The following is a 12,667-nucleotide window of genomic DNA, read 5'->3' as shown; positions in this document are numbered from 1 at the left end:
TTGTTTTTTGAAATACTATTAGCTGTTTTTAAATTACTAAACACAACAAAAAGGTCGTCTGAAAAATTTTCAGACGACCTTTTAGCTTAATTTTTCCGATTAGTTTGTCTAAGGCAGTACAACCACATTTCAATCTTTTCCTGCACAGAAAAAGGAATACAACAACTGTATCATCTCGTTGACTCGTGAATCGGCAATGTAATATTGCCGTTCTCGATGGTTCACTTCAAAAGACACCAATCCGGCCTCACGCAGTAGTGCCAATTGGCTGGACATCGCCGCTTGAGGCAGGCCGGATGACTCAGCCAGTTCGGTTACATTGTACGGTCTTTCGTGCAGCTTACACAGTACGGCGAGGCGATGGGGGTTCGCCAGAAGTTTAAGAAACGCGGTGGCTTCTTCGTAGGGCGGTTGATTATCGGCAGTGGTCATTGTTTGCCCTTTTCGGCAAATGTGAAGATCGCATTATCAGCCATAACTGCCGCAGCGGCAACTTTCAGACGACCTCTGTTTAACGGTTCCATGGCATTTTAGCCAGCAGTCGTGCCATGCCGCAGAATCCAGTTAAACCGGCTGTCAGCAGGCCTGCTCCGACTAGCGCATCTATCAAATAAAACCAAGGCGATACCAGCGAACCTGCCAACACGCCGAACAGAACCAACCCGCCCGCGATGGCTTGCACCTGCCGCATGATGTCCGGCGCGGCGTGTTTGGCGATTATGGGGAGACCTGCGGCTTTCCATGCCTGCAAACCGCCTTCAAGAATGTAGCACTCGCGTCCCCGACCGAGTTCCGCCAATGCTGCTTCTGCCTGCGCCGTGCGTTTGCCGCCCAAGCAATAAAAAATCAGACAGGGCGCGGCGTTGTCGCGCAGTTTGTCGCGATGTCGCTCCGGTGGTAGGGACAATGCGCCGCCGATATGCCCACCCTGATATTCTGCTTGGCTGCGAATGTCTGCCGCTATCGCGCCTTCACGGATTTTCGCTGCCGCTTCCGCAGGAGTAATTCGTGGAAGTTTTCCTTCTTTACTCATGTTTTGCTTTCTTTATTTTTTGCTGATGTGGCAGGTATTGATGCCCAATAAGCTGTACAACGCGCAGTTTCCTATCAAGGCGGTAGCCAGAGGGATGATGCCCAACCAACCCCACCAGCCGATTTGACCGGTTGCAGCGGCGGCGATTAAGGCTACTCCAATGACAATGCGGAGAGTACGATCCAAAGTACCTAAGTTCCGTTTCATTTAATTACTCCTTGTTTGAGAGTGATTCATCTAAAAATAAATATATATAATAAAAATCATATATAAGAAATATTATAGCTTTTTGATAATTGTGTCAAACAGTTTGTAGCCATGCGGTTTAGAAGGAAGGGATTACCTTATTTTTAAACGGGTATGTGCAAACTAAGTTATACCTAACTTGCGACACACAACAAAAAGGTCGTCTGAAAACCGGTAAAACCGATTTTTCAGACGACCTTTCATGTAATTTCTGTTTTAGAACGGTTGTTTCTATATAAGGAAAGAATGAAAAAATAAAACTCTAATTATTTCAACTTGTTGCAATCAAATATTGATGACTTTCTTAAAAATACGTAAAAATAACCCCGATAACAGAGTAATTATATCATTATATTTTACAATATTAACGTAAAATTTTTACACATTGCTTTCAAGAGCCAACCATTTATGTTCTCTGTTTTACTTTTTGAAAATAAAACAGAGGACTTCTATATTTTGGTGTAAATAATTCTCTTGAATAAATTTCTGTTCTATAGCTATGCTCTATTTTTGAGTTTCAAATGTAGTATGGAGCTATCAAAATTGACAACTCCATAAATAATATTCTAATTCTTTGTTTAATCTAACAAGAAAATGCTTAAATTGTTCTTCGTTGTTATCCAACTTTCCGAAAAATAACTCATCAATTTGCTCAATTAACGGAACAGCTGTTTGTAATATTTCTTCTCCTTTTGAGACCTTTGCAAAATTCCCCAAAATCCCCTAAATGTCTTGGTGGGAATTTAGGGGATTTTGGGGAATTTTGCAAAGGTCTCATTTTAAGATAAACAGGTCGGTGTTTGTCGGACATCAATGCCCGACCTGCAACTGTTTTCAGACGACATCAACACCTATTCAAACGCCAAATCCCCCACCAGTTCCGCCAGCGTGTTCAGCCGCTGTTCCGATTTTTCTACAAACGGGTTTGCCGTATCCCACGCATAGCCCGCGAGAATGGCGGAAATCATGCGGCTGATTTCGGGCGCGCGGTTGGGTGCGTACACCACGTTTTGGAAACGGTTGTCGTACCAGCCGTCCACATAGGTGCGAAAAGCGTTTACGCCCACCATCAGCGGCTCGGCGAACTCGCGCTGCCAGTCTGCCGCTTCGCCTTTGAGCTGGCGGGCAAGCAGGTCAGCGGCGAGTTTGGCGGAATGCAGCGCGATGGTTACGCCCGATGAGAACACGGGGTCAATAAACTCGGCGGCGTTGCCTAACAGCGCGAAATGTTTGCCGTGCAGGGCTTTAACATTGGCGGAATAGCCTTGGATGCTGCGGTAGGGGAAGCCGTTTTCCCATTCGGAATGTTTAAAAAATTCAACCAGATTGGGGCATTCTGCCACTATTTGTTTCAACACGGCTTCGGAATCGCCCGCCAGTTTGTCGGGTGTGCCGACCACGCCGAGCGAGCAGGTGTTGTCGCCGAAAGGGATTGTCCAAAACCATACGTCGCGGTGCTGCGGGTGGGTGGTAATCAGGATTTTGTTGCGGTCAAAATCGGCTTCGGCGGCGATGTTGTCGGTGATGCGCGTGAAATGCGCCATGCGAACGCTGCGCCGTTTTTAAACTGAAAGCCTTTCTCGGCGCGCACGGCATCGGCCAAACCGGCTTCTTCCAGCATTTCCATGCAGTGCGGCAGCAGGCTCTCGCCAATCACAAAGCGCGGAAAATGCTGTTTTTCCAGCGCGCATACTTTGAAGCCCTGTTTGTTAAGCAGGGCGGAGGCAACCGAGCCTGACGGGCCTGCGCCGATGACGGCAACGTCAAATTGGGTGTGGGACTTTCGCAGATAAATGATTTGGCATAAAAGCGTAATTATAGAATTTTACAAGGCAGCCTGAAAATGGGGGAATGGAGTTTGAGGCTGCTTTTTGTTGAGTGGGTTGGGCAATTGATGCACGGATAATGCCCGATTTGCTTTACTTCAATAAAAAAAGCAGTCTGAAAGGCCGTCTGAAAACTTTTCAGACGACCTTTTACCTTACTTCGTAGCAATGTTCACTTCCGCCGACATCCCCGGCGCGAGGCGTTCCAAATCCTGTTGCCCTACGTCAAATACGATTTTTACGGCGATGCGTTGGGCGATTTTGACGAAGTTGCCCGTGCCGCTGTCGGCTTTAATCAGGCTGAATTCGGAAGCGGTGGCGGGCGAGATTTCGGCGACTTTGCCGCTGAACGCCTTGCCGCCGAGTGCGTCGATACTCACGCTGGCACTCTGCCCGATTTTCACGTTGGCCATATCGGTTTCTTTGATGTTGGCGATGATCCAGCGTTCGGGCGGCACGACGGACATCAGCTGCGTGCCCGCGCTCACAAGCTGCCCTTGTTTTACGCTGACTTCGCCGAGTTTGCCGCTGGCGGGTGCGTAAATCACAGTATGCCCCAAATCCTGTTTTGCCAAGTCCAGCAGGGCTTGCGCGTTGGCGATGCCCGCCTGTGCGCCCTCGCGCCCTACGCCCGTGTTGATGATGTTCTGCTGCGCCACGGCGTATTGCTCCTGCGCCTGTTTCAGGCCCGCTTCGGCTTGTTTAACGGCGGTTTGCGCGGCATCGCGGCTGCTTTGCGACACGGCATCGGCACTCACCGCCTGTATGCGCTGCCATTCGCGGCGGGCGCGGTCAAGCTGGGCGCGGGCGTTGTCAATCGCGGCTTGGTTGGCTTTGGAGACGGCGAGGGCGGAGGCTTTGTCCTGCGCGGTTTTGTTCAACGCCGCCTGCTGCCCCGCCAGCCCAGCTTCGGCTTGGGCGACTTTGGCGCGGTAGGGCGCGGGGTCGATTTCCACCAGCGGCTGCCCTGCTTTTACGTTGTCAAAATCGCGCACCAGCACTTTCTGCACATAGCCGCCCACGCGCGGGCTGACGGCGGTTACGCTGCCGCGCACATAGGCGTTGTTGGTGTAAACCTCGCCCATGCCGAAGGGCGGCAGGCGGAAGGCATACAGGGCAAGCACCACGCCGATTGCGCTGGCGGCGAGTATGCCGATGCTGCCGAAACGGTGTTTTTCAGGCTGCCATTGGGCGGGCTCTTGCGGCTCGGACGGGGTTTCAGACGACGTTTCAGGCTGCATCTCGGGCTGCGGCACGGCGGTTTTTTGGGATTCGGTGTCGGGTTGTTCGGGGGTGTCGGGTTGGGACATTTTTTGCTTTCCGTTGATTTGGGGGTTGATTCGGTTAATGGGTTGGTGCGGTGGTTTTCAGGCTGCCTTCAATGCCGTCTGAAACACTATTTCCCCAACGCCGCAAACACTTTCGCCTTCTCCGCCGCCAGAATATCAATCTTGTAATAACGGCGGTACAGCCACAGGGCGACGGCGACGAGGGTCGATACCGCCGCCATCGCCGCCAGCAGCGCGAACAGGTCGCTGTATGCCGCCACCGACGCTTCTTTGCCCGCCTGCGCGGTGATTTGCGAGACGGCGCGGCCTTGCAGCAGCACCGGGTCGGAGAGGGTGGCGGAGAGGGCGACGGCGTTGCGCTGGATGTCGGCGGCGAGCGCGGGGTTGGAGAGGGTCAGGTTTTGCGCGATGGCGGCGAGGTGGTCGCGGGTGCGGTAAGTTAAAAACGCGCTGAATGCCGCCGCACCCGCCAGCCCGCCGAGGGTTTGCGACAGGCCGAACACGGCGGAGAAGCTCATCATGTGGTCGGAGCTTTTCGCCAGCGCGCGCAGTGCGCCTTCAAGCATCATCGGCCCCATAAACAGCAGCGAGGCAAAGGCAACGATAAACTGGCTGAAATAAAGTTGCGCGGGGCGGGTCTGCATGCCCACGCCGATTTCCAGCCACGCACCGAGGGCGAAACAGGCGAGCGCAACCATCACGGGGCGGCGGATGTCGTTGATATCCAGCAAAATCAGGCTGCCGACCACACCCGCCAGCATTCCGCCCGCAACAATCAGGTAAAACGTGCTCATCTGCGCGCTGCCCATGCCCACCGCGCCCATCAGCCCCGCCGCGCCGACGGTCTGCTCCGAGGTCAAGAGCCGCGCCATCGCGCCCATCACGGCGAAGATGAGGATTTGCGGCACGGTCATCCAGTGCCAGTCCAGCATCGGCTTGTGCCGCGTCGATTCGATGTACAACGCCAGCCCCGTCAGCCCCACTCCGCCCGCGAGCAGCCAGCCGAGCCACTGCGTCGTCCACCACACCGTGCGCCCCTGCACGAGAAAGGCGCACAACAGCGCGATGCCGGAGGCGAACAGGGTAAAGCTGAGCGCGTCGGTCAGCGTGAACGATTTGCGCACGGTGATGCCGGGCGGCAGCGGCAGGGCGAACAGGCAGGCGGTGCAGGCGAGCGCGAGGGTAGCCTGAAAGGCGAACACGCCGTTGAGGTCGCCGTCGCCATACAGCAGCGGCACGAGGCTCTGCGCCAGCGGCGTGCCGACCTGCATCAGTCCCAGCCCGAACACCAGCCCGACCAGCTTTTTCGTGCCGGTAAAGCCCTGCATCATGTAGTAAATCGACAGCACCAGCAGGCCGCTGGCGGCGACGGCGGCGGCAACACACGCGATGAGTTCCACTTCGTAATGGTGATAAACCAGTTGCAGCAGGCTGGCGGCAAGCTGGGCGAACAGGGTGATGCGGACAAAACGCTGCAAACCATACGCCTTGCGGATTTTGAAAAAGAGGATGCTCATGCAGGCGTAAGCCATGTAATACGCCGCCTGAATCCAGCCGCCCTGCTTCAAATCGAGCGACAAATCGCCGCGCAGCTGCGGCAGCGAGGCGGTGAGCAGCCCGTTTTGGAAGCCCGACGACAGCGCGAGTAATAAACCGATGGCAAGATACGCGAGCCGCCGCTTTTTCGGATGCTCGGGCAAGGCGGGCGAACCCGGCATAAAGGGCATTTCATGCGGCTTGAAGGTGTAGCCGCCGGATTGCAGGGGCATGGGGTTTCCTTATGGGTAGGTCGGGTAGGGATGCCCGACTAGCTTGCTGGTTTTCAGGTAGCCTTTGCGTTTCAGGCTGCCTCAAACTTTCGTCATTCCCGCGCAGGCGGGAATCTTGTTCGGGTTTCGGCGGCAGTGGTTTTTGCTGCCTTTTGATGCGGCTCAACCAAGATTCCCGCCTGCGCGGGAATGACAGCAAAATTTTGTTTCAGAAGACATTTAGGATTTTAGCTTCGCAGAAACTCGCGTTGCTCGTTTTCAGGCTGCCTTATTTGTCCGCCGCAAAACCTCCGCCAAAGGCGGTATTTAACGCCAGCCACGCGGTAAACAGCTTCGCCTGTGCCTGCGCCAGTTGCGCTTCGTTTTGCAGGGTTTCGTCCTGCGCGGCGAGCCAGTCAAGCTTGTTGTCCAACCCCGCGCGGTAGCGGCTTTGCGCGGCGGCGGCGTTTTTGCGGGCCAGCGCGGTCATCTCGGTTTGGTCGCGCACGGCTGCGGCAGCGGTTTCGTATTGCGTCAGCGCATCTGCCGCCTCGCGCAGGGCGGTGTAAACGTTTTTGTTGTAACGCGCCGCCTGCTCGTCAAACTCGGCTTCCTTGCGCGACAGGTTCGCCCGCAATGCGCCAGAGGTGAAAATCGGCAGGCTCACGCTGGGCAGCAGCCCCGCCATCCATGACGAGGAATGCGGCAGGTTGCCTATTTCCACGTTAGACAAGCCTGCCAACGCTTTAATCGTAATGTTCGGATAAAACTCGGTTTTCGCGCTGGCAACTAAATGGCGGCGGGCGGTCAGTGCCTCGCGCTGCGCCGCCAAATCGGGGCGTTTGCCGAGCAAGTCGGCGGTGAGCTGCGACACGGGCGGCGCGGGGGTGTTGGCGGCGGGGTTGGGCGCGAAGTTGTCCAACGCCTGCGCCGGTTGCCCGGTCAAGGCGGCAAGCGCGTGGCGGATTTGCGCAATGTTGCCGTCCAAATCCGACAAGGCAGCCTGAAAACGGCTGTTGCCTTGCTGTACCGCATAGAGCCTGCTCGGCGCGACCTGTCCGGCGCGGATGAGTTCGCGCACCACCTGCTCGCGCTCGCGGTTCAACTGCGCCCGCTGCGCCACGCGCTGCCGCGTTTCCAGCAGCAACTGCCATTGGCGGTAATACGTCGCCACGCCCTGCGCCAGCAGTAGCCGCGTCTGCGCGATTTCGTATTCCACGGCGCGTTGCTGCCCCAGCGCAGCTTCCAGCTGGTGCTTGTATTTGCCGAACACATCGGGCGACCATTGCCCTTGCAGTTGCAGCGATTCATAAGTGATATTGGTGCCGTGGTCGCCCAGCAGCCGCTTTTCCAAATCGCTGATGAGTTCGGGCTTCTCGCGCTCGTTTACGCCGTCGCGGTGCAGCAGTGCGCCGCTCAGCCCCAATCCAATCTTCACGCCGCGCTGCGAATCCGCCAAATCCGCCCCCGCCTGCGCCTGCCGCAAGCGCGCCTGTGCCGCCGCCAAATCGGGCGAACGCGCGAGGGCGGTGTCAATCAGGCTGTCGAGCTTGGCATCGTTGAGCGCACGCCACCATTGCGGCGCAATCGGCGGCTGCGAGCTGGCGGGCAGACCGAGCGTTTCGGCGGTTTCCACGGCGGCGGGGGTGTGCTTGGGATGAGTGGCGCAGCCCGAAAACAGCGCGGCACAGAGGAAAAATAAAGGGAAGCGTTTGAACATTTTGAAATATATATAAACAGGAATCGGGATGATTATAACGAAAAACGTATCGGGCGGGGGTTGGAAAACTTCAACGCAAAAGGCAGAGACCTTTGCAAAATTTCTTTTCCTCCAACAACCGAAACCCAAAAACAGGTTTTCGGCTGTTTTCGCCCCAAATCACTCCTAATTTTACCCAAATACCCCCTTAATCCTCCCCGGATACCCGATAATCAGGCATCCGGGCCGCCTTTTAGGCGGCAACAGGCACACTTAGCCTGTTAGCCGCTTTCAACAGGTTCAAACACATCGCCTTCAGATGGCTTTGCGCACTCACTTTACACAGACCAAAATAGGCTGCCCGGGCGTAGCGGAATTTACGGTGCAGCGTACCGAAGCTTTGTTCGACCACATAACGGGTCTTCGACAAATATCGGTTGCGTTTGGTTTGCACTTCCGTCAGCGGACGATTGCGGTGGGCTTTGCGCATAATGCCGTCTAACAACTGATGCTCTTTCAGATGTTGCCGGTTTTCCTTACTGTCGTAGCCTTTGTCGGCATAGACGGTCGTGCCTTCAGCAATACCTTCCAACAAAGGGGACAGATGGTTGCACTCATGGACATTGGCAGGAGTGATGTGCAGTTTCTCGATATAGCCTTCCTCATCGGTACGGGTATGTTGTTTGTAACCGAGTTTGTAGAGGCCGTTTTTCTTTGTCCAGCGGGCATCTTTGTCCTTACTCGGTGTGGTTTGACCGCTGACTTGTCCTTTCTCATCAACTTCTATGGCCTGACGCTGTTTGCTGCCGGCAGTCTGAATAATGGTGGCATCAATGACGGCGGCGGATGCCTTCTCTACTTTTAGGTTTTTTTCGGTCAGTTGGCGGTTAATCAGTTCCAGCAATTCGGACAGGGTGTCGTCTTGCGCCAGCCAGTTGCGGTAGCGGCATAAGGTGCTGTAATCGGGGATGCTCAGTTCGTCAAAACGGCAAAACAGGTTGAAATCGATGCGGGTGATGAGGCTGTGTTCGAGTTCGGGATCGGAGAGGCTGTGCCATTGTCCGAGCAGGACGGCTTTGAACATGGACAACAGGGGATAGGCGGGACGGCCGCGGTGGTCTCTAAGGTAACGGGTTCTTTGACGGTTCAGGTATTGTTTGATCGGTTGCCAATCAATCACCTGATCCAACTTCAATAATGGGAAGCGGTCGATGTGTTTGGCGATCATGGCTTGTGCGGTTTGCTGGAAGAAGGTGCTCATGGAAAATCCCCTAAATGTCTTGGTGGGAATTTAGGGGATTTTGGGGAATTTTGCAAAGGTCTCAATCCGCCTGTGTCAATAAAAGTGTAAAAAAGAGAAACCTTATTTTATAAGGTTTCTCTCATTTTTTTGTGTTATATTTTACAATATTTAATTAGACCTCTTGCGAAAATATTCATCCCATCGCATTAACCAGTCCTGCAATCAGATTTGCCCTTAACCCGAACCGTTTCCGCCTGTTGCGGTAAGGTAGCGACAAGATTTTGAATATCTTAAGTTTTCTGTTGATGTGCTCGATGACGGTTCTGAGTTTGCCTAACCACCTGTTCGCCTCTTTATCCTGTTTGTTCAGCGGATGATGTTTAGATTTCTTTTTCGGGGTCTGTAATCCGGTTTTAGCCAATCCTTGATAACCCCTATCCGCAATGACTATTTTGTAGGGATAAAGCTCTGCAAGGTGCTTCTTGGCTAAACGCATGTCATGCTGAGCACCCATCCCCGTCTGGATGCTGATGATTTTTTCAGTTTCTCTGCCGTATATGACTTGGATTTTAACCGTGTGTCGCTTTTTCTTGCCGCTGTAATACTGCCGCTGTTTTTTTGGGACGTTCAATCGGGCTTTCGGTAACGTCAATGATGACCGTTTGATCGCCCGGATTCTTGTGTTTTGGCAGGGAAAAGCGTTTGCAACGAATGAGAGCGTCCTCAGTTTTACGGATGGTGCGGCAGACATTACTTTCAGAAAGACCGTAGATAGCGGCCAATTCGAGTTGGGTATGATAATGGCGCAGATAACTTAGGGTAAGCAGCAGTTGGTCTGCCAAACCGAGCGTATGCGGCCTGCCCGACTTGACCTTCCGGCTTTCTGCTTCTGTGGTGACTTGCAGCATTTCATGAAAAAGGACGGGCGTTACACCTGTGAGCCGTTTGAATTCCCTGTCGCTTCTTTGGATTAGGTTTTCGTATTTCATTTGGGAATTGTAAATCTTCAGGATACTTTCGCAAGAGGTCTATTATATGTAACTCAGAAGGGTTGTTTCTATATTATAAAAAAATGTAAATTGTATAATCGCTCAAAATCAATTAGTTGATTTTAATATTTCAATTTATCGCATAAATATGTAAAAATAAAGTGAAAAAGACCAAATTTTAGATCTTATTTTTTACACGGCGTTATAATCTCGCGCACATTTTGTCACTATTTCGCTATCGTTTTGTCATCGCGCAATGACAAAATGGCTGCAAAGCGATATGCCAATCAACATCAAAACGCTCCATAGCAGCTCTGAACAGCAATTTGATAAAAGCATAAGGAATATCGCAAATACTTTACCGCCAAATTCCTTCCTATACACCGAGATCTTTGCAAAATCCCCCTAAACTCCCACCAAGACATTTAGAGGATTTTCCATCGCTTCCCACTATTGAAGTTGGATCAAGTGATTGATTGGCAACCGATCGAACAGTACCTGAATCGTCAAAGAACCCGCTACCTTAGAGACCATCGTGGCCGTCCCGCCTATCCACTGCTGTCCATGTTCAAAGCCGTCCTGCTCGGACAATGGCACAGCCTCTCCGATCCCGAACTCGAACACAGCCTCATCACCCGCATCGACTTCAACCTGTTTTGCCGTTTTGACGAGTTGAGCATCCCCGATTACAGCACCTTATGCCGTTACCGAAACCGACGGCGCAAGACGACACCCTGTCCGAATTGCCGGAACTGATTAACTGCCAACTGACCGAAAAAGGCCTAAAAATAGAGAAAGCATCCGCCGCCGTCATTGACGCCACCATTATTCAGACCGCCGGCAGCAAACAGCGTCAGGCCATAGAAGTTGATGAGGAGGGACAAGTCAGCGGCCAAACCACACCGAGTAAAGATAAAGATGCCCGCTGGACAAAGAAAAACGGCCTCTACAAACTTGGTTACAAACAACATACCCGCATCGATTCTGAAATCGCTTTCAGACGGCATTTCCGTATCAAGTGCGGTCGTTTTACAACCAGTTTTTTAGCAGCCCGCGAACAAATCGTTCAGCCCTTCGGCGATGGTCGGGTGGGTGAAGATTTGGTTTTTGATGTAGGTGGCGGGGATGCGGTGATCGATCGCCATTTTGAACAGGTTGATAATCTCGTGCGCTTCGGCGCAGAACAGGGTTACACCGAGAATTTCGCCGCTGTGCGCGTCCACCACGGCTTTGAGCAGGCCGTCGGTTTGGTTGAGGATTTTGGCTTTCGGAATTGCGTCGGCTTTCAGTTTCAACACTTTCACCTCGCGCCCCGATTGCTGCGCGGCGGTTTCGGTTAAGCCGATATGAGCGAGCGGCGGCTCGGTAAAGGTGGCGGTCGGGAACGGGGTGCGGTCGGCGCGGTTGCGTTTGCCGTCGCCGAAAAGCTGTTCGCGCACGATGCGGTAGTCGTCGAGCGAGATGTAGGTGAACATCGGGCTGCCCGCCACGTCGCCCATCGCCCAGATGTGGTTTTTGCCTTGCACGCGCAGATGGTCGTCAACGAGGATGAAGCCGCGCTGGTCGGTTTTGATGCCCGCGTTTGTCAGGCCCAATCCTTGCGTGTTCGGCACGCGCCCCACGCCCACCAACACCGCGTCGGCGGTAAATTCGCCTTGCGACGTGATGACGCTGGTGTCCGCCGTATTGTCGCGGAACGCTTCAATCTTCACGCCTTGCAACACCTTGATGCCTTTGCTGTTTAATACGCGCAGCATTTCTTCGGCGATGTCGCGATCTTCACGCGGCAGGAAGCGGTCGCCGCCGTCGAGAATGGTGATTTCGCTGCCGAAAGCGTGGAACATAAAGGCAAATTCCAAGCCGATGTAGCCGCCGCCGATGATGACGAGGCGGCGCGGGCGTTCGTTCAGCGCGAGCACACCGGTGCTGTCCAGTACGCGCGGGCTGTCTTCGCCCGCCACACCCAGGCGGCGCGGGGTGGCACCGGTGTTGATGAAAATGCGTTCGGCGGTAAGGGTTTGCTCGCCGCCGTCTGGGTCAGTCAGTTTGACCGTGCGATCGTCGAGAAACTCGGCGCGCGCGTTGAGCACGGTTACGCCGTCCAGATTGTCCAGTTTGGCGAAATTGGCGGCGCGCAATTTCGGAATCAGGGTGTTTTTCGCGTTCATCGCCGCCGCAAACACTGCCGCTTTGTCGGCGTTATGCCCGCGCTGCTCGCTCTCGACAATCAGTTTTTTGCTGGGAATACAGCCGATGTTGATGCAAGTGCCGCCGTACATCTGCGCCGACTGTTCCACCAGCACGACCTGCTGCCCGTGTTTCGCCAAATCTGCCGCCAGCGTTTTGCCCGCTTTGCCAAAGCCGATAATAAGATTTTGTGTGTGCATAATTTGTCTCTGTGAAATGATGGATTGCGCGCCAATTATAGACCTTATCGATTTATTTTTACATGAGACCTTTGCAAAATCCCCCAAAATCCCACCAAGACATTTAGGGGATTTTGGGGGATTTTGCAAAGGTCTCAGGCCGTCTGAAACCCGGAATTAGGTTTTCAGACGGCCTTTTTTGTTTTTCAGGCAGCTTTTTTGGAATGG

The 12,667-nt window shown here is 53.6% G+C and carries 11 protein-coding genes and 2 pseudogenes; 1 reads left to right on the top strand and 12 read right to left on the bottom strand.

The window, feature by feature from the left end:
• Nucleotides 1-129: 129 nt before the first annotated feature.
• The 11 genes and pseudogenes from NM96_03720 to NM96_03670 all read right to left on the bottom strand — a co-directional run bounded on the left by NM96_03720 (nucleotide 130) and on the right by NM96_03670 (nucleotide 10,073).
• The gene (locus tag NM96_03720) at nucleotides 130-432 is read right to left on the bottom strand and encodes an ArsR family transcriptional regulator (protein AVR78568.1); all 303 of its coding nucleotides are present in this window, start codon (nucleotides 430-432) and stop codon (nucleotides 130-132) included.
• A 79-nt stretch (nucleotides 433-511) separates the two neighbouring features.
• Nucleotides 512-1,033 carry a hypothetical protein gene (locus NM96_03715; protein AVR78567.1) on the bottom strand — a complete coding sequence of 174 codons (522 nt, stop codon included), beginning with the start codon at nucleotides 1,031-1,033 and terminating at the stop codon, nucleotides 512-514.
• A 12-nt stretch (nucleotides 1,034-1,045) separates the two neighbouring features.
• Nucleotides 1,046-1,240: a DUF2892 domain-containing protein gene (locus NM96_03710; GenBank protein AVR78566.1), complete on the bottom strand. Its 195-nt coding sequence runs from the start codon at nucleotides 1,238-1,240 to the stop codon at nucleotides 1,046-1,048.
• 576 nt (nucleotides 1,241-1,816) lie between these two features.
• On the bottom strand, nucleotides 1,817-1,996 hold the full coding sequence (locus tag NM96_03705) for an endonuclease (protein AVR78565.1): 180 nt from the start codon (nucleotides 1,994-1,996) through the stop codon (nucleotides 1,817-1,819).
• Nucleotides 1,997-2,130: 134 nt separating this feature from the next.
• Nucleotides 2,131-3,068, bottom strand: a pseudogene (locus tag NM96_03700) (hypothetical protein).
• Nucleotides 3,069-3,094: 26 nt separating this feature from the next.
• A complete protein-coding gene (locus tag NM96_03695; GenBank protein AVR78564.1) occupies nucleotides 3,095-3,274 on the bottom strand; it encodes a hypothetical protein in 180 nt (59 codons plus the stop codon).
• A complete protein-coding gene (locus NM96_03690; protein ID AVR78563.1) occupies nucleotides 3,261-4,415 on the bottom strand; it encodes a secretion protein HlyD in 1,155 nt (384 codons plus the stop codon). The genes NM96_03695 and NM96_03690 overlap by 14 nt, the downstream gene beginning before the upstream one ends.
• 86 nt (nucleotides 4,416-4,501) lie before the next feature.
• Nucleotides 4,502-6,163 carry an MFS transporter gene (locus NM96_03685; protein AVR78562.1) on the bottom strand — a complete coding sequence of 554 codons (1,662 nt, stop codon included), beginning with the start codon at nucleotides 6,161-6,163 and terminating at the stop codon, nucleotides 4,502-4,504.
• 268 nt (nucleotides 6,164-6,431) lie between these two features.
• The gene (locus tag NM96_03680) at nucleotides 6,432-7,991 is read right to left on the bottom strand and encodes a transporter (GenBank protein AVR78561.1); all 1,560 of its coding nucleotides are present in this window, start codon (nucleotides 7,989-7,991) and stop codon (nucleotides 6,432-6,434) included.
• Nucleotides 7,992-8,094: 103 nt separating this feature from the next.
• On the bottom strand, nucleotides 8,095-9,102 hold the full coding sequence (locus tag NM96_03675; protein ID AVR78560.1) for an IS5/IS1182 family transposase: 1,008 nt from the start codon (nucleotides 9,100-9,102) through the stop codon (nucleotides 8,095-8,097).
• Nucleotides 9,103-9,277: 175 nt separating this feature from the next.
• Nucleotides 9,278-10,073, bottom strand: a protein-coding gene (locus tag NM96_03670; GenBank protein AVR78559.1) for an IS5 family transposase whose coding sequence is annotated in 2 segments (ribosomal slippage) — nucleotides 9,278-9,706 and nucleotides 9,708-10,073 — 795 coding nt in all. Because the reading frame shifts where the segments join, the coding sequence is not laid out codon by codon here.
• A 432-nt stretch (nucleotides 10,074-10,505) separates the two neighbouring features.
• On the opposite strand from NM96_03670, the pseudogene NM96_03665 reads away from it, so the two are divergent.
• Nucleotides 10,506-11,062: pseudogene (locus NM96_03665) on the top strand (IS5/IS1182 family transposase).
• A gap of 54 nt (nucleotides 11,063-11,116) precedes the next feature.
• Here the strand turns inward: NM96_03665 and NM96_03660 are convergent.
• Nucleotides 11,117-12,460 carry a pyridine nucleotide-disulfide oxidoreductase gene (locus NM96_03660; GenBank protein ID AVR78558.1) on the bottom strand — a complete coding sequence of 448 codons (1,344 nt, stop codon included), beginning with the start codon at nucleotides 12,458-12,460 and terminating at the stop codon, nucleotides 11,117-11,119.
• Between the last annotated feature and the right edge of the window lie 207 nt (nucleotides 12,461-12,667).

It is taken from the genome of Neisseria mucosa (assembly GCA_003028315.1).
In the GTDB taxonomy this organism is placed as follows: Bacteria; Pseudomonadota; Gammaproteobacteria; order Burkholderiales; family Neisseriaceae; genus Neisseria; species Neisseria mucosa.
This window is presented reverse-complemented; position numbering and strand designations above follow the sequence as displayed.